Raw genomic sequence first — 21072 nt, 5'->3', positions numbered from 1 at the left:
CTTGTTCTCCACTACATTTTTTACTATTCACGCTCAATCGCTAAACCAATATTGGTTTGGCCATCGATGATCGCTTGCGCTTTTAATTGCTTGATTGTTTCAGAGGAAATTCGTCCCATCCCTTCAACAAAATCGATTAACTCACCTAAAACCTCGATTTCATACTGCATCAATGGATGCTCTCTGACGAGTTTATTATCCGGCATGATATCTTCTTGCGCTAACAAAAACTCAATATACCTTGCGACCGTTGCCTGAGAGATTTTTGCAACATTAACAAACTCAATTTCATCTTTGGTCATAATACCTTGAATAAAACCAAGAAGCGCTGTTGCCATATCAATCGCGGGGTAAGTACCAAACATGTCAAAATCTGATAATTCAGGTACATTAGGTTCAATTTTTTCGATTTGCTTTTCTAGACTAATTTTACTTTTTGGCAGTAGTAATTTTTCCCAGCACAGATTCAGGGCATTTCTAAACACCTGCTCATCACCAAACCCCGTTGCTTCACTAAATAAGCCATAGTTTGGCGTCATTCTTTCCAAAATAGCAGCGGCTAGTGCTGCTTTTTGTAAATAGTTCAACTCACGAATGCGCTGAAAGTTATTTGCTTTGCTCATACTCATTTCCACAATGCCAGCAATATTCAAAAGCTGAGCCATTCAGCTCATTGCAATATCGACACTGCCAATCTAATTTTGATTTTTTCTGGTGATAGTTTACCAAGATTTCTTCGCCAAGGGGCAACTTTATCGCCGGTACGAAGATCTTAATGGTGTTATCTGCAAAAGGCAGTTCGCCTAAAGTGGAAGATAGTGCTTCTCCTTGCATTGTCGTTTTAATACGGGCTTGGTGTAAAAGGCCATTTACAAGGTGTGCCTCAATCATATTATCGGTGCTAAAAACACAGCACCATTTATCTAATTCATTAACCATCGCACTCAATGCTAATTTTGCTATCATAAACAATATTGTAGTGTGTAAATTGGAAGAGCTCTATGACGCTTACCACACCTGGGTTATTATTTCCCGCTATTTCATTGTTGTTGCTCGCTTATACTAATCGCTTTTTAGTACTCGCTCAGCTAATTCGCGAGTTAAATGCGAGAGAAGGTGACACTTTGCGCCCGCTCGTTGTTCAGCAAATCAATAATTTAAAAAAACGCATCAAACTAATTCGCTTAATGCAAGTATGGGGCGTGTTCTCATTTATTCTTTGCACACTTTCGATGTTTGCTTTGTTCATCGACATTAACTTGCTAGGGATCATCTTATTTGGAGTCAGTTTGTGCTGCCTGATCGGATCTCTCATGTTGTCCTTGTACGAAATTCATATTTCGTGCGATGCAATAGAGATTGAGCTAAATAATATTGAAAAAAAGCCACTACAAGAGTAAGCAACTCGAATTGGCCTTACTATACTGACATTATCAATAGCTGAAGGTAGGTCATGTGTGAGCGGTTTTCTTTTTTCAAATGAGCATCTAAAAGAGGAAACTTCACAACCCGAAGAGCGTGCTTTTTGGGATGTGTTGGTCGTTGACGACGAAGAGGACATTCACCAAGTAACAAAGTTGGTTTTATCCGACTTTAAGTTTGAAGACAAATCTTTACGTTTTCATCATGCATACTCGGCCAAACAAGCAATGGAGATACTGGAAGACCAAGCGAGTATATCAGTTGGGCTTATTGATGTTGTTATGGAAAGCAACCATGCGGGCCTAGACTTAATCAAGTTTATTCGCAATGATATGGCAAACCACGATATCCGCTTGATTCTCAGAACCGGTCAACCAGGTGAAGCCCCTGAAGAATCTGTTATTCGTGACTACGATATCAATGACTACAAAAATAAAACAGAATTGACTGCTGTAAAGCTAAAAACCCTTCTGTACTCTGCACTACGTTCACACCGTGATATACAGACAATTGAACTCCACAAAAAAGGGCTGGAAAGGATCATTGCAGCTTCATCCAGCTTTTTGGAATGTGATAATGTGCAAGATTTTGCATCAACAATACTTGAACATGTTGCGCAGGTATTGGGGCTTTCTGACTCTGAGATTTATTGTGCCGCGGCGACAAATAAACAAACCGATGCTGGCTCTCAGTTTAAGCTTTTAGCTGCTTCTGGAGAAGGTGTGGAGCCCAGTTCTGACAAAATACCAAATAACGTCAAAAACCTATTTATTGAAACCCATAACAGGAAAACTTCTTGCAAGTCTTGCAATGAGTATGTCGGCTACTTTACTTCTAAAGGTGGCTTAGAGACTATGCTATACGTCAGTAAAGAGAGTTCGTTGCGAAGTACAGATTGCCAGTTGTTAGAGTTTTTCGCCAATAACATCGCACTGGCTCACGACAACATAAAGTTACGAGAAACAGTCAAAGAATCGCAAAGAGAGCTATCATATATCCTAGGTGAAGCCGTCGAAAAACGCTCTAAGGAAACAGGCTCTCACGTAAAGCGTGTCGCTATGTACAGTAAGTTACTTGCGGAGTTATCTGGCATTAACAGCTATCGCTCTGAGATAATAAAGATGGCATCTCCGCTACATGATATAGGTAAAATCGGGATCCCCGATGTCATATTAAACAAACCTGGTAAGCTGACCAATGATGAATGGGAAATAATGAAAACTCATGCGCAGTTGGGTTTTGACATATTGAAAAAATCAACGAATGAAATATTGCAATGTGGCGCAACAATTGCTCACCAGCATCACGAAAAGTGGGATGGTACAGGGTACCCTCGTGGTCTAAGTGGAGAAGATATTGATATTGTTGGAAGAATTACTGCAATTGCCGATGTTTTCGATGCTTTGGGTAGTAAACGCTGTTATAAAGAGGCTTGGTCGCTCGAAAAAGTGCTTGAAGAGATAAAATCGCAGAAATCTAAGCAATTTGATCCCAAATTAGTTGATTTGTTTATAAATAATCTGGAACAATTCATTTTAATCAGGGATACCTATCCCGACTAAAACTTTGTAAGCGAAATGTAAAAAATTCACTTGGATGTTTCCTTAATCTGTATTAGTATTAGGAAATCAACGTCATGATTGCATTTTTGTTGAAATAAAAGGAATTTCAAATGAGATTTGAACAACTTGAGCAATTTGTTGCTCTAGGCAACCTACGTCACTTTAGACAGGCTGCCGAACAAACCCAGATTAGTACATCAGCTTTGACAAGAAGCATACAAACTCTGGAAGATGAAATTGGGTGTGAGCTTGTCAAACGCTCTACACGTTCAGTAAAACTAACAGAACAAGGTGAACTGTTTCTAAATTACTGCAAAGCGACACTTAGCGAGCTAGATGTAACGAAAAACACTATCAAGCAAAGTTTATTCGGTAGAGATCAACAAAAGCTAGTTGTTGGTTACACCGCAAAAGCCAGTGAAATTGTACCAATGTCATGTGGTAGATTCTTAGCAGATTCTCCAAATGTGAAAATTGAGATGCAACTACTTGATGAGCATGAACTTACGAGAAAGCTTCAGCTTGGTGAAGTAGATATCAGTGTTTACTTATCATCAGCAACGAGCTTAATCAGTGATATTCACTTACCTGATCAGCTTATTCTTTTTGTATCTAAACAACATCCTCTTGCAAAACAAGAGTGTATTCGTAGAGGTGAATTATCACAGTATCCTATGTATAGCTGCTTCTCTCAATCTAAGCAGGTCCAAAGCATGCTAAACGAAGCTGTTGAAGGTTTAAACAAGTCAACTAGTGTGAAAATTGGCAACATAACACAAGTGATCGATGGTTTAAAAAACAGCCAAAGCTTCGCTATTGCAAGTATTGAACATTCTAAAACGATTGCACAAGATCCTGAGTTAGCGCTTCTTAAGACTAATAAAGACAATAGTCACGAGCAGTTAGTTATCAATACTAACCACCAGCTAAGCGGCAACAGTCATGTAAATAGCCTATTACAGTTGATTGAAAAGACAGCCTCTCAACTGCAAGTAAATGGTGCGCCAGTGCATTCTTAATCCTTCTCTATACTCGACGCGCTAATGCCCACACTTTTTACAGTGTGGGCCAAAACCCTAACCAAGAAATACACCACAAAACAGCATTAAACCAATATAGTTATTATTTAGAAATGCTTTAAAACACGCTTCTCTACCTCGGTCAGCTATCTCTCTTTGCAAATAAACCAGCCCAAACGTCGCTATTGTAAACGCCACCCAGTACCATATATCCAGCGAAAAATATAAGCCAGCTACCAACATACATGACATAAAGCTAATATTGAGAAGCGCAATAATATGTCTATCCCATTGTCCAAACAAAATAGCTGTTGATTTAATGCCTATTTTTAAATCATCATCTCTATCAACCATGGCGTACATGGTGTCATAAGCAACCGTCCATAAAACATTCGCAATAAATAGCAGCCATGCAATCAAAGGAACTTCTCCTGTGGCAGCCATAAACGACATCGGGATCCCCCAACCAAACGCAGCCCCCAGAACAACTTGTGGGAGGTGAGTGTATCGCTTCATAAAGGGATATAACGAGGCGAGTATCACACCGCCAAAAGAAAGCACTATGGTTTGCCAATTTAAGGTAAGTACCAATAAGAATGATGCAATTATCAGCACAAAGAAAAGCGTTAGGGCTTCTTTCTCAGACACAGCCCCACGTGCTAAAGGCCGCATTGCAGTCCTTTTTACCGCTCCATCTACTTTTCGATCTGCGTAATCGTTTATAACGCAGCCTGCACTGCGCATTAAAAAAGTGCCTAAGGTAAATACAAAAATATGCAATAAACTTGGCTTGCCGTCTGATGCTAACCACAAACTCCACATCGTAGGCCATAACAATAAGAACGTACCAATGGGCTTATCAAGTCGCATTAATTGCTTGTATTCAGGGTAGTTTTCAAACCGCAATGTCGCACTTTTCATTTACTCGATCTCGCTGTTAAACATCTCACATACCAGAACTTTAGCAGAGTGATTGGTAAATACACTTCGTCTGGCAAATACTGGAATGTCTGTTACACCAAAAAGCTGCCACAACTTCAATTGCGCATCAGCGTCTTCAACACAGCCGATTTCCAAATCACCTCTTTGCCATGAAGATTGTTGAAACAACTTGTCACCTAATGGGCTCTCACCAAGGTTTTTCAACCCGTATTGGTTCGCTTCAAGCGAAATCCAACTCTGAGCATAAACATGAGGTTTATCATCGCAATATAGCAATACTTCTCTACATATGGCGGTTTCCATTACATCGCCAAGCAGTCGACAAATATAAGCGGGAGGCGCTAGGTGTTGCTCATTAATCACTTTCACTCTAAAGCTGCTGCTTTGACTCTTGAGTAAAGCGGTCAAAGAGCCTTGTTCCAATAGCCGATCATGTATATTTTCCGGCGCTTTGTCGGCAACTTGCTCAAAGCTGCCCCAACTAAAATCTAAAGAAATAGGATATTTTAACAATTCAATAATTCAATTAAGACTAAACGCAGACATAATAGCAAAGCTTGGCAATGCAAAAAAGTTCACTATTATCTAAATGCTCGCTGTTCATGCTCTACAATTAAGTATAAACTAACGATATTGTTGATATTTAGTTACATATTTTCAGGCGATTATGGTTCGTACTCTTATACTATTAGTGGCACTTACAATCAGCACAGCAAGCTTTAAACTCAAAGCCGAGTCTAATGTTGGCTATTATGGTTTCGAACCGGATATCATTACGAACTATATTGGTCAATCCAACAAAAAATTGGGTTATGTTCGAGTAACCATAGATCTTATGCTAGATGATATCGCTAATATTGCGGTAGTCGAACACCATACTCCATTATTGAGGGATGCCATTGTGCAGATACTCAGTAAAGAGCCAGAAGAAACAATTAAATCTTTAACTGGCAGAGAGGAAATCAGACAACGCTGTGCAGCAAAGCTGAAATCCTTATTAAAAGATGAAACTGGCCAGGAGATTGTGCGAGAGGTTTTATTTACTAAGTACCTTTATCACTAAGACGTTGGGCTAAAACAGCAAGGCTCATCCCCGACAATAGACCAAATAGGTGGGCCCAGTTTGCCATACTGATAAACAACACGTCTGCAAACCCTAAAACCATCCACAACAACATGAAGCCAATAATTGAATTTGACAATATAGGTTGTTGATCTTTGTTCAATTGGGACAATATCCAACAGAACCCCATTTGCGCATAAACCACTCCGCTCAAGCCACCAAAGTTTTCGTCAACCAATAAAAACTGCGCCCAATTACTTAATAATGCACTGACCGTAAAAACAGTAATTAACATAATAAAGCCAGTTCTTTGCACAATTTGATTGCCCAAATATAGCCACCAGCTAAGGTTAAACAGCAAGTGTATAACACCAAAATGCATAAATGTTGGCGTTATCCAGCTCAAAGGATGGTTAACATCGAACTTGAGCGCATTAAATACATCTGCGGGGGTAAAATAATAGTAACCGCCATAAACAAGCAATGAGGCTATGGCAATGCTCTGAATAAACCAATTTAAGTGGAAAAAACGTTGCAACAAATTAAGCTTGGCACTGTGATACTGTAAGCCACTATCTGTCGCACCAACTTGCCAAGACGCCTTACTATACTTCTCATGGTACGGATTTGTCAGAAACTCCTGCCAAACAGCATCCGCTCTTTGCCAATCTTGGTCATTGACCCATACCGACACGTTTCGTCCATCTTCACTATGAAGCTGACTGTCTATCCCTAGTGTTTTCAGATAATCAACGGCTCCTTGAACCGCTCTAGGGTCTGAAAAGGAGCCTAGCTGTTTCATTTTTCGATGTGGTTAGGAAGCGCTTGCTCCCACTGGGTAAAGCCACCATCCATGCTGTACACCTCTTCAAAACCTTGCTCAACCAAGTAGTTTGCAGCATTTTGAGAGCTGATACCGTGATAACAGACAATAACTATTGGTTGCTCAAATTCCTTTTCCTGCATGAAATGCGCTAAATTTTCATTAGACAAGTGCTCTGAACCAGGTATATGGCCCGCTGAAAATGAATTTGGGTCACGTATATCCGCAACAACTACCTCTTCTCGAGACATCAATTCTTGTGTTTGTTCAACACTAATATGTTTAAAAGACATTTCTCTCTCATTAAAAAAACGGCCTCTCAAGCATCGATACCTAGCAATGGGCACACACTCAAAAAGCCGCTGATATACTTCAGACGTAAATTACTTAGTCCAGTCTAGGATAACCTTGCCTGACTGACCTGAAATCATTGTATCAAAGCCTTGTTGGAAATCATCCACATTAAATTCATGGGTAATGATTGGCTCTAAGTTCAATCCAGATTGAATAAGGCTTGCCATTTTATACCAAGTCTCAAACATCTCTCGTCCATAGATCCCTTTAATAACGAGACCTTTAAAGATCACTTGGTTCCAATCAACAGCCATATCGCTCGGAGGAATACCTAGCATCGCAATTTTACCACCGTGGTTCATGTTGTTCAGCATGCTGTTAAATGCAACTGGAACACCAGACATCTCTAAACCAACATCAAAACCTTCTGTCATACCAAGTTCTTGCATAACATCTTCAAGGCTTTCTTTTGCCACATTGACCGCTTTTGTAGCGCCCATCTTACGTGCTAGCTCTAAGCGGTATTCATTGACGTCAGTGATCACAACATGACGAGCACCAACATGTTTAGCTACTGCCGCCGCCATGATACCGATTGGACCAGCACCTGTTATCAGAACGTCTTCGCCGACTAAGTCAAATGACAAAGCCGTATGAACTGCATTGCCAAATGGGTCGAAAATCGATGCCAATTCGTCAGAAATATTGTCCGGGATCTTAAATGCATTATAAGCTGGGATCACAAGGTACTCTGCAAAAGAGCCTTCTCTGTTAACACCGACACCGATAGTATTGCGGCACAGGTGAACGCGACCACCACGGCAATTTCGACAATGCCCACATGTGATATGACCTTCGCCTGAGACGCGATCACCGACTTCAAAACCGCGAACTTCCTGTCCCATATCCACAATTTCCCCAACATATTCATGGCCTACCACCATAGGAGTTGGAATTGTGTTTTGTGACCACTCATCCCATTTATAAATATGGACATCGGTACCACAAATCGCGGTTTTACGGATCTTGATCAATAAGTCATTGTGCCCCATTTCAGGTTTAGGCACATCTGTCATCCAGATCCCTTCCTCGGCTTTCAACTTGGATAATGCTTTCATAATATTCACTCGTTAGAAAGTAGGTGCAAACGCACCTAGCAATTAAATCACACCTAAATCTTTACCAATGCGGATAAACGCAGCAATGGCCTTATCTAACTGCTCTTTAGTGTGCGCTGCTGAGATTTGCGTACGAATACGAGCTTGGCCTTTAGGTACTACAGGGAATGAGAAGCCAATCACATAGATGCCTTCTGCCAACAATCGATCTGACATTTCAGCAGCCATTTTTGCATCACCTAACATCACAGGAATTATAGCGTGATCTTTACCTGCACACGTAAAACCTGCTGCTTCCATCTCAGTACGGAAATGCGCCGCATTTTCCCAAAGTTGGTCGCGTAGTGCTTTGCCATCTTTAAGCATGTCTAATACTTTAATCGACGCTGTCACGATTGAAGGAGCCAAAGAGTTTGAGAATAGGTATGGACGAGAACGTTGGCGTAACCATTCAACGATCTCTTTTTTACCTGACGTATAACCACCAGAAGCACCACCAAGTGCTTTACCAAGCGTACCAGTAATAATATCTACTCGATCCATTACACCACAGTACTCTGGTGTACCTGCACCATTTTCACCGACAAAACCGACAGCGTGAGAATCATCGACCATCACTAATGCATCATATTTGTCTGCCAGATCACACACCGCGGCTAAATTACAGATCACACCGTCCATTGAGAAAACGCCGTCTGTAGCAATAAGCTTCGTCTTTGCGCCCGCTTCAGTGGCTGCGATCAGCTGCTTCTCTAAGTCAGCCATATCATTGTTTGCATAGCGGAAACGTTTTGCTTTACAAAGACGAACACCATCGATAATTGAGGCGTGATTCAATGAGTCAGAGATAATTGCATCTTCTGGCCCAAGAATAGTTTCAAATAGACCTGCATTCGCATCGAAACATGAAGAGTAAAGAATAGTATCTTCAGTTTTCAAAAACTCGCTAATTTTTTCTTCTAGCGTCTTATGAATATCCTGTGTACCGCAAATAAAGCGTACAGATGCAACACCAAAGCCATGGTCTGACAACCCTTGTTGTGCAGCAGCGATCAAATCTGGGTGATTGGCTAAACCTAGGTAGTTATTTGCACAAAAGTTAATTACGCTTTCACCCGTTGAAACAGCAATTTCAGCTTGCTGTTGTGATGTGATAATACGTTCTTTTTTATATAAGCCTTCAGCTTTAACTTCTTCTATTTGTTGTTGAAGTTGGCTGTAGAATGCCGCTGATCTCATGTAGAGTCTCCATTGGTTGCACGGAGTGTGTATACCTAACTTGATTACTGAGGTGAACACACGACTTTAAGGACTCGAAGAATGCGTTGTGATTCCACAATACAAACCACTTTCTTCGACTCGTTAGACGCTAAAACTCAGGGTAAATCAATAAAAAGAATACACACCAAATGAAAAGTCATACTCAAGCCAATTACCCACTTGTTGTATGAATGAGTTAAATTACTTGAGTATATTTTAAAAGGTTCGCAAGCTAATTGCACGAATTGTGATTATCTTGTTTTACCTTCGCGTAAAGCTTACTGGGCGTTACACCAATTTCTCTGGCACTTCAGCCAAAGAACCACATACCAAATCAGCATGGGACTTGTCTTCATCGCTTAAAGTTTGCCCAGAACATACTAAGATTTTTGTTGTCACTCCAGCAGCTTCTGCTGCTTGCATATCTGACACTTTATCACCAACCATGATGCTCTGCTTTGGATCAATATTATGCTCTTCAATGGCTTGTAATATCATACCAGGCTTTGGCTTTCTGCAATCACAGTCCAATAAATACTGCGACAGCGCCTTTTTTGGATGATGTGGGCAAAAGTAAACTCCCGAAATATTGATATCATGTGATGAAAACTGTTGGCACATCCAATCACTTAACTTTTGAAATTGCATTTCATCATAGTAACCACGGCCGATACCAGATTGGTTTGTGACCACGACAATTTTAAAGCCATTGTCTGAAAAATATTTACACGCATCAAATACGCCGTCGATAAATTCAAACTCTTCGATGGCATGTACATAGGCATGATCGTGATTAATAACGCCATCCCTATCTAGAAATACTGCTTTAGACTTCATAATTTCTCTTGCTCAACAACTTTATCAAACATCGCTTTAACTTCATCGACACCAATTTGCGTCATCAGTTCCGCACCCTTAATTCGAGTTCCCCAAGGCAATTCGTTAGCAGGTTTGCCCTTTTGAGCGAGGACATTTTTATGATAAACCTCAACGACATAATCTTGAAACAAATACGGCCCAGTGCGCTTAGGGTTCGAATGGGCATATAAACCAATCACAGGCGTACCAACCGTTACAGCCATGTGCGCAGGCCCAGTATCTGGCGCAAGTACAAGCTTCGCTTGTTTAAGCACGCACAGTAATGTTTTTAGCTGCGTTTGACCAACTAAATTCAGAATATTACATTTGGCGTGCTCTATAATTGAGCTACTCAAATTCCGTTCAAGCTCAGTTGGACCGCCGGTTAGTACAATATCAAAACCTAGCTCTGCGGCGTAATCTGCCAATGCGGCATAGCGCTCAGGCAACCAGTTACGCTCTTTTTTGCTTGCCGCTGGGGAAATAACCAAAATACGCTGCAAACCACTTAAAAGAGAGCGAGCTTGCATTTCATCGTCTTCTGTATATGGCATTTCCCAGCGAGGGCTTTCTAACTTGGCACCAATGGTTTGTGCAAACTGCTGGAAGCCTTCGAGAACATGAGGCTCAGTTTGTTTGGCTATTCGCTGATTGACAAACAGCGAATGTAGCTCTTTAGCACGCGCATTATCAAAGCCGATTTTTACTTTGGCAGGAATAAATAAGGCCGCCAAGTTGGCGCGAAATGCAACTTGCATATGTAACAGCACGTCAAACTTAGTACCCTTAAATTGCGCTTTGAGGTCTTTAAATGCAGCTTTACCACGCTTTTTATCAAACACAACAAACTCAACACCGGGTAAGTCAGCCAGTAACATAGCCTCTACTTTACCGATCACCCAAGTGATCTTGGCTTGTGGATGTGCACGTTGAATAGCTTGAACAGCCGCCACAGCATGACATACGTCACCAATGGCCGATAACCTTAGTATACAAATAGAAGCAATTGATTTAGACACTCAGTCCCACCTTATCTGTTTATGAACGCACGATCTTAAATTAATCACTTCGATTTGCAACACTTGTGCATTTCACTCAAGAGAAAAAGCCGCTAAACTTGCCTCACTTTATTCCAGTGCAAACCAATTATGCTTAAAATAGAACACACCAATAACAGCTACATTTTACAGCCTCAAGACTGTGCAATGAAGATTACCCATAATTGGTTTAACGTGGAATATTGGCGTCAAAAAGAAGCCATTATTACGAGCAAACAAGGCCGTGCACCAGCATGGTTTATAGAATATCAAGAAAGCCAAGTCGGCGTTCTCAAACACTACTGGCGAGGCGGTTTAATAGGCAGGCTGCTCAGCGATCAATACCTGTTTGTTGGGCTAACTAACACCCGCGTATATAAAGAATTCAAATTACTTACTGAACTCAAAGCATTAGATCTACCAGTACCAGCCCCCATAGCTGCATATGTAGAAATACGCTTTGGTATTTATCGTGCTGATATTTTAACAGAGGCCATTACAGGCGCAAAAAGCCTATGCGAAATCCTTCGGCAACGTGTGGCAAGCAATGTCGAATTACAAGCTATTGGACGTACCATAGCTAAATTTCACAACAATGGGGTATATCACGATGACCTCAATATCAACAACATTCTTTTTGACAAACAAGGTGTTGTTCACCTGATTGATTTTGATAAAGGCGATATTCGCGAACAAGAAGCAAATTGGCAACAGGCGAACATAGACAGACTTGCGCGCTCTTTTAAAAAAGAAGCCAGCAAATGGCCGGCTTTCTTTTTTGAAAAAAGGCATTGGCAAATATTACACAACGCCTATAAAACCGAGTTAAGCGGTTAACTTTTACTGAGCCGTGCTTTTTTAATCACATTAGAGGTTGAGCAACCATCCAAAAAAGACAGGACCTCAACCTGGCCCCCTTGTGCTAAAACATGTTCAGCCCCAGCAATTTCCTCAACTTTATAATCGCCACCCTTAACTAGGATGTCCGGACTAATTGTTGCAATTAAATTGGCCGGAGTATCGCCTTCTTCTTCTTTGCCAAATGGGATCACCCAATCGACAGAAGCCAAAGCTGAAATAACCATAGCACGTTCGTTGAGTGGGTTAATTGGTCTATCTGGGCCTTTTAAACGTGATATTGATTCATCGTTATTCAACCCGACGACTAGTTTGTCTCCCATTGCTTTTGCTTGTGCTAAGTAGCGAACATGCCCTGCATGTAAAATATCAAAACACCCATTGGTAAACACGATTTTTTCACCATTTTGCTTAGCAAAAGAAATGTGTTGCAACACGTCTTCAAATGGCGCTTGATAATGCTCACCAGTATCTTTGAGATATTGACTCAGTTTTGCACTCAACTCTTCTGGTGAAACCGTTGCGGCACCCAGTTTTCCAACTACGATGCCCGCAGCTAAATTCGCCATCTCAACCGCATCTTTGGCATTCAACCCTGCGCCTAACATAGCCGTCAAGGTCGCAATAACAGTGTCACCAGCGCCTGTAACATCACTCACCTCTAAAACTTGCGCGGCAAAGTCATGTTTTTCACTCTCAGAAATGAGCGACATCCCCTGCTCAGAGCGCGTGAGTAGCATAGCACCTATGCCGGCTTCAGAAATCAGCTTTCTGGCACTCTCCGTTAGTGTTGTTTCAGAACTAACATCACCACCAGCTAACTTAAATTCATTCAAGTTAGGGGTGATAAAATCAGCACCTCGGTAAACTGACAAATCACTGAGTTTAGGGTCTACTAAAACCGTTTTACCTGCTCGTTTGGCAATTTCAATCATCTCTTGGATATTTGCAAGAGCGCCTTTGTTATAATCCGAAAAGAGAACAAAATCATAATTATCGATAACCTGTTTTAACTGAGCTACCAATAAAGCACTATGCTCTGACAGAAACTGTTCTTCCATATCTAGTCTGACAACTTGCTGATGCCGACTTATAACTCGCATTTTTGCTATCGTTGGCAAAGTCTCTACAGCAACGAGCTGAGACTCAATGTTATCGTTTTCTAAAATAGTGCGTAGCTTGTGCCCGTTATCATCTTGACCAATTAGCCCTAATAACCCCACTTTGCCATCTAAATGCGCAATATTCTTCGCAACATTGGCTGCCCCACCCGCTTTATCTTCTAGGCTACTTACTTTCACAACTGGAACAGGCGCTTCAGGAGAGATCCTGCCAGTATCACCGTGCCAGTAACGGTCAAGCATCACATCACCCACAACGAGAATGCTGGCGTTGTGAAGGTTTTGTAAAGCAGCTAGTTTCATAGGCTTTGCTCCGAGATTAACAGGTCGACCGCTTCACATAACCAGTGACCTATAAACATATGCGCCTCTTGAATACGCGCGGTTTCATCAAAATCGATGATGATTGGCAATTTAGCGATGTCTTTTACATCCCCGCCTTTTCGGCCTGTTAATGCGACCGTATAAGCGCCTATTTCATTCGCTGCGGTAAGTGCTAAGTTGATGTTTTCGCTGGTGCCTGAAGTTGTCAGTCCGATCACCAAATCTTCCGGTTTGCACAGAGCCTGAACTTGCCTTTCAAAAACAGTGTTAAAGTGATAGTCATTGCTATGTGCGGTTAAAATTGACGTATCTGTTGTTAACGCAATTGAAGCCAAAGGTCCACGCTCTAATTTATAGCGAACCACAAACTCGGCAGCTAAATGCTGCGCATCTGCCGCGCTTCCACCGTTACCAAACCAAATAACCTTGCCACCAGAGGCGAGCGTTTTTTGACACGCTTTTAAAAGCTCAATTGATTCTTTATGGTAATTTGCCATATTAGCAAATAGCGCCATATGGCGCTCCAAGCTATCTAAATAGCTATTCGCAATCTGTTCATTGACTGACATAGTGAACCTTAAATTTATTACAAGCCCAAATATGGTGCTAGTTCTTAATACTTACCCGTGTTTTACCAGTATACATTGACTGAAAGCCAAGTGTAGCTTTCTCCGTATACATCTTTTCCAACAGTCAGGCTTGTTTCCAATTGATAGCCATCAATTTTTCTCGAGTTTGACAGTTTTATTTCACGCATATCTTCATAGGTATCACTCACACCACCTAACTCATTTACGTAACCGCTTTTGTTTTTTACGTTCGTCAGCTTCAGATTCCACATCGAGTCTAGGCTTTCTGTATAAGTTACCTCAAGTACATTATTGGTCGTGGGTACACCATCATTAAACGTTCTGTTGTTTGCCGCAAAGTGTCCAATAACAAAGTTATCTATACTATTACCAGTTTTTGCATAGATTTTATTTACATACCAAAGGCTATGTAGATTCGTATGTTCAAACCTGATGGCTAAATCTTTGGTTATATTCGGAAAATGAACACCAAAGCTCGTAACATTATTACCAAACAAGTAATTCTTGTGCTCTCGAGTATCTTCGCCACCATGTTCTAGATACCACTCAGCGGTTGTCCACCAATTGGTTTTAAATACGGTCGTAACGCTAGCCCACTGATCTCCAAGCTCTGCGTCTTGGCTACCTGTTTTACCGCTGTTATCGTTTCCAGCAGGATCAAAATAGGCTTTAACTACATCTTTGAAATCAACTTTTCTCGGGCCGCCACCAAATTGCATGATACGGTTAATGCCAATTTTCCAATTCTGCAATGGTTCAAAGTTGAGTTGTGTACCCGCAAGACGCGGAGTGCCATCATGCAGTGTATTCTGATACATAATGCCATCTTCAACATGTTCTAACTCAGAATAGAAAATTTCAAAATCGAAATTCCACCAGTTTTGAAGTGGTGAATTTAACCCCAAAGAAGCGGATAAAGGAGCTTTTGCATTGGTAGAATATATGGTTGCGGAGTGCTTAAATGGCGAAAACCAGTGCTCTTTATACCCTAAGTTTAATTGTAGATTTTCTCCACCAAGTGCGTAAAAAGTGTTATATGGCACTAATTTACCTGACTCTACACGATATTCTGCGCCCAATTGCACTAACGAGCTTTTGCTACCTCGGTAGATGCCATCCAAGGACAACTCAGCATACTCACCCGAGTAATTTCCACGATCATTTGCCAGTTTTTGCTCCTCACCCGAGTCAGCTCGTAATTTAAAACCTCGACGCGTGATGCCATCCTGTTGTAAATAAGGAGCGATACGTGCTCGAATGCTGGCTTGCAAAGCTGGGTCTATGTTGCCAAGTTTAACAATATGCTTATTGATTTCAGTAATACGATAAGGTTTGCTCATCGGTGTTACCGCCGTTAATGCAAACATTTTATCTACTTGATATTCCAAGATCTTATCTTTGCCGATAGGAAGGAAAGCAGTCGGCGTCGCGTACACTAAAGAAGAGCTTAAAAACAGTATCAAAGTAACAGCAAACAACAACTTTTTATAAATTGACAACATTTTATTTCTTTCAAATACAAACAGGGGCGAGCATACTAGCAAATTAAGGGCTTTTGAGCACGCCCAGATATGTGTAAAATTGTTATAGTAATTTTCATCCAACTACAAACGCGTTAAACTGCCCTTTTATTTGTACCCTGATGCCATGACTCGATTTATATACTCCACCATGCTGCTGCTACTTGCACCACTCATTTCGATTTACTTGTATCAGATCAGAGGGAAGAAAAACCCCGGCTATAGACACCATTTTTGCGAAAGGTTCGGACAGATAGATGCCAGTATTCCCGAGGGAGCTATTGTTGTCCATTGTGCATCTGTAGGTGAAGTACTCGCGGCCGCCCCCTTAATAAAAAAAATGCAAACGCGCTATCCATCATATCCGTTTGTGATCACGTGTAACACACCAACTGGTCGAGCTGAAGTTTTAAAACAATTTAAAGATTCGGTCTACACATGTTATCTGCCAATTGATTTTGCGTTTTCGACGCGTCGTTTTATCAAACGCTTAAAACCTAAGCTAGTCGTCGTATTAGAAACTGAGCTATGGCCAAACCTATTTCATTATGCCAATCAGTATTGCTGCCCCGTTGCAGTGGTCAATGCCCGCTTGTCGGAGAAATCGTTTCATGGCTATCAAAAATTCTCAGCGATAAGCCGTAATATCATGAAAAATATTAATGTACTTGCAAGCCATAACGAAGAGGATGCTGAGCGGTTTACTACATTGGGGTTAGAAGAAAAACGAGTTATCACGACCGGATCAATTAAGTTTGATGTCGAACTTAGCGAAAATGACATATCTAAATTGCAGAACATCAAATCTCAGCTTGGCGAGCGTCCGGTATGGATTGCAGGGTCAACTCACCCTGGCGAGAATGAGCAAATCATCGCAATACATCAAAGTTTATTGGCTAAAATGCCTTCATTGCTGTTGATCATTGCACCGCGTCACCCTGAGCAATTTAATGCGGTTGCAAACTTGTTGCGTGACGCTAACCTAACATTTAGCCGTCGCAGTCAATCGTTTGAAAATACCAGTGAAGTGCTATTAGCGGACACCCTAGGCGAGCTTAAGTTTTTATATGGCTGCGCAGATGTAGCCTTTGTCGGCGGTAGCTTGATCGAACGAGGAGGTCACAATCCTCTGGAAGCCGCAGCGAGCTCAGTGGGTGTATTAAGCGGTCCAAGCACTTACAACTTTTCTCATATTTACCCGCAACTAACAGCAATGCACGGCGCTAAAATATGCTCAAATAACAGCGAGTTAGCAGCGCAATTAGATACGCTATTAAGCGATTCAAACGCAGCCCACAAACTGGGGCAGAATGCGCATGCCTGCTTGGCAAAAAATCAAGGCGCGATTAATCGCACGCTCAATATTATCGATTCACTGTTGGAGCAGTAAATGAGTGAACATATCATTAATACGATGAAGAGCTGGGTCAGTAAGGTCATTGTAAAATATAACTTTTGTCCATTTGCCAGAAAAGAAGTCGAGCAAAACGCTATCTACTATCATATCAGTAGTGCTGTCAGTCATGATGACGCCGTAATGGACATGCTAGAGCAGTGCTTTGAGCTAAATCAGAACCCAAAAAGAGAAACAACATTAATTAGCTTTTCGGAGGGCTTCGTTGATTTCGGGGATTTTTTAGATTTAGTCGATTTAGCAAATGCTATGCTTTGCGCACAAGGTTTTGAAGGGACATATCAAATTGCGACCTTTCACCCCGACTACGTTTTTGCAGATAGTGATGAAACTGATCCGGCTAATTACACCAACCGCGCCCCTTTCCCTACCCTCCATTTGATCAGAGAAAGTAGCATGGCTGCCGCTCTCGAAGAGTATGATGACCCTGAATCTATCCCAGACAATAACATTCGACTAGCAAGGCGAAAAGGTGAAGCTTTTTGGCAACAGCTACTCGCCAGCTGCTCACATCATAAATAGCCGTTTCATTCGGACTTGCAGCGCAACTTGACGCTGCAAGCCAACAGGTATATTTACTTTTTAACCCACTTTCCTTTCACTTGAATAAAGTGACCTGCAGACGTTTTTTTGTAGGTTTTTTCCGCAGCAAGCTTTTCTACCTGCGATAGACTGATGCCATTTTTCTTGGCCAACTGCTGATATTTGGTTTTGCGCTTCTTGTTGATATCCGCGACAAGTTTTTTCACATCGTCTGAGCCCTTAATAACACCTAAATATCCGGATGCGTTTTCACCAACCATACCTTGTGACTTAGCTTCATTAATTGATAAAGCCATCACAGAAAAGCTCATACATGCCGCTGCGATTGTGGTCAAAATTAGTTTTGCTTTCATGTTCTCGCTCCCTAGAATAATTCACTGTCATCACTAAACAAATCGTCTAGCTCTTTGTCTACTTTCACACGGATTTCGTGATCAACTTTTACATTTAAATTGATGGTGATAGGTTCTTTAGTCTCAACTTGTACTTTATGAGTACAGGCTGAGGTGACTAAAACCAGCATCAAAGTTAGCATCCATTTCATGCCTTCTTGCTCCTGTTAGTTTAATGCGTTTTCTACTTCTTTGGTGATCTCATCGCTTAGGCGCAACGCTCTAAACAACTGAAAAATATTTTCTTTATGTGTGTAATTAAAGTTAATTGGCTGAGGCTCTGTCTGCTGCTCATTAACACCAGTAATTTGCACGGCTAAGTCTAACCAACCATCTGACGACATATTCACGTCGCTTGATAGCTTTTCAATATTGAGCCTTTCCAGCATGCCAAATGCCGTTTCCAAACTCGGTTGCTGTGCTTTAAGCGCTTCAACAGACGCATTGTTTTCAATACTTAATAACCCGACATCAATGTTATTGAGCTTGCCACCGTCAATTTCAAATAACCCATCGACTACCGACACTGGTAGATGACCATGCACGCGACCACTAAGTTCTACACCTGCATTTTTAGCCGCTTTTGCGATCACAGCAAGGTCCCAATTCTTGGCCTCTACTAGAAAGCTCTGATCTTGGTTAGAAAGTTTAATCCCCTTTGCAAAGAGTTGGCCGTCGAATATGTTCGCGCTGATATTACTCAGCATGGGCTCCCCCTCATAGGAAGACAAAATAGCGCTGAAATTTTCTAACACAGCACCAGAGCGGACTTCTCTTATGTCTATTTGAGAGTCTTCGAATGCGATCGCTCCTGCGTTAACTTTCCCCGCAACAGGTATATTTAAGCCGCTCAAATAGTGTGAGTCATACAAAATCCCCCCTTCCTCGAGGACTGCATTGAACGAAAATGCTTGTTGGTTAACATCACCTTGTAAAGTCGCAGAGATCGTACCTTCACTAAGCTGCAACTTTGGTTCAAACTGTGTCAGTATCGGCGTCAATGTCAAAAAGCTCTGTTCAGGCACCCTCACTGTCAAATGGTGTAACTGTTGATCAACCTGTTGCTTAATCAGCATTTCAAAATCATCTAGGTGTAACACATGCTCAAGAGAGGCCTGCTCTGCCAATATACCTGCCGATGTTAAAACAACATGCCTAAAAGAAAGCTGAGGAGTCGCGACTAAGCCTAGGTGCGTCTCTCCATCCACCTCTGCGCTCACTTTATTATCTTTAAATTCGCCTTGCAATGTTAGGGTATGGGTGACATCTTTGCCTCGTACCTCTGCTTTTTTAAAAGAACCAACTTGAAACTCAAGCTGACTCTTGAATTGCTTATCTTGATCAAAACTCACTGCACTTTCTAGCAAAACATGTTTACCAGATACATCCTGAACCTGATATCGCTCAGCACTAAGCTGTGTGTTTAAGACGTCTACTTGCAGCGCTTGTGCAATACCGTCTACCAACTGTTTCATATCAACGTTGACATGAGTCGTTAAATTCAGCTCTGTATTGTTCACTTGCGCCTGTGAGTTAGTTACCTTACCCACAGATGATTGCGTTGCTAAATCAACACTGATAATTTCACCAACGACGCCTTTTAGCACGTAATCACCTTGGCTAACAACGTCTTGAACCTTCAAGTCTTGAGGTAAACGTACCTCTTCACTGCTGAATAACCAATCCCCCTCAAGAGATAAGGTATTGTTTTGTAAACCCAATTTTGACTGAAGTTCAAGCCAGCCAATCCGTGGGTTTTGATGGCTGAGCTGAATATCAGTTTGCACAATTTGACCACTAACATCGAGCGATAGATTTTTCAATTTTAGGGCGGTTGCGCCATTGTTATCTTCAAGAGTTAGCGCTGGTATTTCTACACTATTGAAAGCTATATTGATCGGCTCAGGCAGCACAACACGCCAACTTGTGCTTAGCAAGTCTATAGAAGCACTCTGCTGGTAGCGTTGTAGTTTGTCACAGGCGAGAGCATCAAGCTTAATATCGAGTGATGATAAGTCTGCGCCCCCACTTTGCGCGTTTAAATCCCAACTACCAGATAACTCCCCTACAACCCTAGCTGTAATATCACACTCGTCTAGGGTTCGATCTAAGATACTTGCATCTAAGCTCACCGATGTAACGGCTTGTATACCATCAAATGTGGCCGATAGTTGCCCTGCTAACGCCTTTAATTGCGATGGCAAGTAAGGTTTAATCCCTTGGCTTTGAAGATCAGCATTCAAATTTACTTTATCGCTATACACTATGACCTGTGCCAATATATCTCCGCTAAGAGAGAATCTATCAAGCTCAGATTCATGAATTGATAAGGAGAGAGGTTGGCGCAATACTGGTGATTCAACATTCAGCTTATCGATCGAGACTAGTGGTCTATCTGCTATTAATGGCAATGAAAGCGGTGTCATAGTTGCCGGGTTAGAACCCGATGCGATCGGCTTATGCTTTACCTTTACATACGCTATTTCTATCGACTTTGTTGTGATGGTTATATTTTCCCCATGTACATCCGCTTGCTCATTAGAGAAACACACCTTGCTAATGTGAATTGTAGTGACATCAGAAGGAGACCACTCCAAACAACTCAATCGGCCTTGCTGTTGGGTGAGAAAGTAATTTGCAGCCGCAATACTGAGTGGCGATCGGAATATAAAAAGCGTGGCTAGCAACAGGCAAAAGCTTATCACTGCATATAACAAAAAACGGCGCATTCGTTCCTAACTATTTTGCAATCTGAACAACTAGTTTAAGTCATCTTTAGCCTAATGTAATGTAGTAGAGCGTAAGAAGTTGTAAAATCGACAAAGTCGTTTTTGAAGTACGTTATAAGTGTTTACGAATGACCATTCAAGTAGCAGCTACTTGAATAGGAAAACTGTAGATCTAGTATTTTA

General features: G+C 41.5%; 23 protein-coding genes. 7 read left to right on the top strand and 16 right to left on the bottom strand.

Translation table 11 applies throughout. From position 1 onward, the window contains the following. Positions 1-23: 23 nt before the first annotated feature. Both MHN81_RS15975 and MHN81_RS15970 read right to left on the bottom strand, forming a co-directional pair. On the bottom strand, positions 24-623 hold the full coding sequence (locus MHN81_RS15975; protein WP_036976290.1) for a YjaG family protein: 600 nt from the start codon (positions 621-623) through the stop codon (positions 24-26). Next, the gene (locus MHN81_RS15970) at positions 607-966 is read right to left on the bottom strand and encodes a DUF2007 domain-containing protein (RefSeq protein ID WP_023399524.1); all 360 of its coding nucleotides are present in this window, start codon (positions 964-966) and stop codon (positions 607-609) included. The genes MHN81_RS15975 and MHN81_RS15970 overlap by 17 nt, the downstream gene beginning before the upstream one ends. A 35-nt stretch (positions 967-1001) precedes the next feature. Between MHN81_RS15970 and MHN81_RS15965 the strand changes: the two genes are divergently transcribed. The 3 genes from MHN81_RS15965 to MHN81_RS15955 all read left to right on the top strand — a co-directional run bounded on the left by MHN81_RS15965 (position 1002) and on the right by MHN81_RS15955 (position 4003). Continuing rightward, the gene (locus tag MHN81_RS15965) at positions 1002-1400 is read left to right on the top strand and encodes a DUF2721 domain-containing protein (protein ID WP_023399523.1); all 399 of its coding nucleotides are present in this window, start codon (positions 1002-1004) and stop codon (positions 1398-1400) included. Positions 1401-1457: 57 nt separating this feature from the next. Beyond that, a complete protein-coding gene (locus MHN81_RS15960) occupies positions 1458-2984 on the top strand; it encodes a DUF3369 domain-containing protein (RefSeq protein ID WP_023399522.1) in 1527 nt (508 codons plus the stop codon). Between the two features lie 110 nt (positions 2985-3094). After that, entirely contained in the window at positions 3095-4003 is a 909-nt protein-coding gene (locus tag MHN81_RS15955; protein WP_023399521.1) for a LysR family transcriptional regulator, read from the top strand. 57 nt (positions 4004-4060) lie between these two features. On the opposite strand, the gene ubiA is transcribed toward MHN81_RS15955, so the two are convergent. Continuing rightward, a complete protein-coding gene (ubiA, locus tag MHN81_RS15950; RefSeq protein ID WP_023399520.1) occupies positions 4061-4924 on the bottom strand; it encodes a 4-hydroxybenzoate octaprenyltransferase in 864 nt (287 codons plus the stop codon). Further along, the gene (locus tag MHN81_RS15945) at positions 4925-5458 is read right to left on the bottom strand and encodes a chorismate lyase (RefSeq protein ID WP_023399519.1); all 534 of its coding nucleotides are present in this window, start codon (positions 5456-5458) and stop codon (positions 4925-4927) included. A gap of 154 nt (positions 5459-5612) precedes the next feature. Here MHN81_RS15945 and MHN81_RS15940 point away from each other — a divergent pair, with 154 nt between their 5' ends. Beyond that, a complete protein-coding gene (locus tag MHN81_RS15940) occupies positions 5613-6008 on the top strand; it encodes a flagellar basal body-associated protein FliL (protein ID WP_023399518.1) in 396 nt (131 codons plus the stop codon). Here MHN81_RS15940 and glpG read toward each other — a convergent pair. The 6 genes from glpG to MHN81_RS15910 form a co-directional block, all read right to left on the bottom strand. Next, positions 5989-6810: a rhomboid family intramembrane serine protease GlpG gene (glpG, locus tag MHN81_RS15935; protein ID WP_023399517.1), complete on the bottom strand. Its 822-nt coding sequence runs from the start codon at positions 6808-6810 to the stop codon at positions 5989-5991. The two genes, MHN81_RS15940 and glpG, sit on opposite strands and share 20 nt — an antisense overlap. Then, on the bottom strand, positions 6807-7124 hold the full coding sequence (gene glpE / locus MHN81_RS15930) for a thiosulfate sulfurtransferase GlpE (RefSeq protein WP_023399516.1): 318 nt from the start codon (positions 7122-7124) through the stop codon (positions 6807-6809). The genes glpG and glpE overlap by 4 nt, the downstream gene beginning before the upstream one ends. Positions 7125-7214: 90 nt before the next feature. After that, positions 7215-8243 carry an L-threonine 3-dehydrogenase gene (gene tdh, locus MHN81_RS15925; RefSeq protein WP_023399515.1) on the bottom strand — a complete coding sequence of 343 codons (1029 nt, stop codon included), beginning with the start codon at positions 8241-8243 and terminating at the stop codon, positions 7215-7217. Between the two features lie 42 nt (positions 8244-8285). Continuing rightward, positions 8286-9482 (bottom strand): glycine C-acetyltransferase, encoded by a 1197-nt coding sequence (locus MHN81_RS15920; protein ID WP_023399514.1) that lies wholly within the window; start codon positions 9480-9482, stop codon positions 8286-8288. A 309-nt stretch (positions 9483-9791) separates the two neighbouring features. Continuing rightward, positions 9792-10340: a D-glycero-beta-D-manno-heptose 1,7-bisphosphate 7-phosphatase gene (gene gmhB, locus MHN81_RS15915; RefSeq protein WP_023399513.1), complete on the bottom strand. Its 549-nt coding sequence runs from the start codon at positions 10338-10340 to the stop codon at positions 9792-9794. Continuing rightward, on the bottom strand, positions 10337-11380 hold the full coding sequence (locus tag MHN81_RS15910) for a glycosyltransferase family 9 protein (RefSeq protein ID WP_023399512.1): 1044 nt from the start codon (positions 11378-11380) through the stop codon (positions 10337-10339). Before MHN81_RS15910 ends, gmhB begins: the two co-directional genes overlap by 4 nt. Positions 11381-11509: 129 nt before the next feature. Between MHN81_RS15910 and MHN81_RS15905 the strand changes: the two genes are divergently transcribed. After that, a complete protein-coding gene (locus tag MHN81_RS15905) occupies positions 11510-12235 on the top strand; it encodes a 3-deoxy-D-manno-octulosonic acid kinase (protein WP_023399511.1) in 726 nt (241 codons plus the stop codon). Here the strand turns inward: MHN81_RS15905 and hldE are convergent. From hldE to MHN81_RS15890, 3 genes are all read right to left on the bottom strand, one after another. Further along, entirely contained in the window at positions 12232-13680 is a 1449-nt protein-coding gene (gene hldE / locus MHN81_RS15900; protein ID WP_023399510.1) for a bifunctional D-glycero-beta-D-manno-heptose-7-phosphate kinase/D-glycero-beta-D-manno-heptose 1-phosphate adenylyltransferase HldE, read from the bottom strand. The two genes, MHN81_RS15905 and hldE, sit on opposite strands and share 4 nt — an antisense overlap. Continuing rightward, complete coding sequence (locus tag MHN81_RS15895; protein WP_023399509.1) at positions 13677-14270, bottom strand: SIS domain-containing protein; 594 nt, start codon at positions 14268-14270, stop codon at positions 13677-13679. The genes hldE and MHN81_RS15895 overlap by 4 nt, the downstream gene beginning before the upstream one ends. Before the next feature lie 62 nt (positions 14271-14332). After that, positions 14333-15793, bottom strand: coding sequence for a capsule assembly Wzi family protein (locus tag MHN81_RS15890; RefSeq protein ID WP_023399508.1), 1461 nt, complete (start codon positions 15791-15793; stop codon positions 14333-14335). A 145-nt stretch (positions 15794-15938) separates the two neighbouring features. Between MHN81_RS15890 and waaA the strand changes: the two genes are divergently transcribed. After that, complete coding sequence (gene waaA / locus MHN81_RS15885) at positions 15939-17201, top strand: lipid IV(A) 3-deoxy-D-manno-octulosonic acid transferase (RefSeq protein ID WP_036976285.1); 1263 nt, start codon at positions 15939-15941, stop codon at positions 17199-17201. Then, positions 17202-17747, top strand: coding sequence for a DUF1415 domain-containing protein (locus MHN81_RS15880; protein WP_023399506.1), 546 nt, complete (start codon positions 17202-17204; stop codon positions 17745-17747). 53 nt (positions 17748-17800) lie between these two features. On the opposite strand, the gene MHN81_RS15875 is transcribed toward MHN81_RS15880, so the two are convergent. The 3 genes from MHN81_RS15875 to MHN81_RS15865 are packed head-to-tail and all read right to left on the bottom strand — an operon-like array spanning position 17801 to position 20889. Beyond that, on the bottom strand, positions 17801-18121 hold the full coding sequence (locus MHN81_RS15875) for a YdbL family protein (RefSeq protein ID WP_023399505.1): 321 nt from the start codon (positions 18119-18121) through the stop codon (positions 17801-17803). Between the two features lie 11 nt (positions 18122-18132). Next, positions 18133-18312: a YnbE family lipoprotein gene (locus tag MHN81_RS15870; protein WP_023399504.1), complete on the bottom strand. Its 180-nt coding sequence runs from the start codon at positions 18310-18312 to the stop codon at positions 18133-18135. Between the two features lie 15 nt (positions 18313-18327). Continuing rightward, complete coding sequence (locus MHN81_RS15865) at positions 18328-20889, bottom strand: YdbH domain-containing protein (protein ID WP_239426196.1); 2562 nt, start codon at positions 20887-20889, stop codon at positions 18328-18330. Between the last annotated feature and the right edge of the window lie 183 nt (positions 20890-21072).

This window comes from Pseudoalteromonas sp. Of7M-16 (assembly GCF_022347805.1).
GTDB classification, from domain to species: domain Bacteria; phylum Pseudomonadota; class Gammaproteobacteria; order Enterobacterales; family Alteromonadaceae; genus Pseudoalteromonas; species Pseudoalteromonas luteoviolacea_F.
This window is presented reverse-complemented; position numbering and strand designations above follow the sequence as displayed.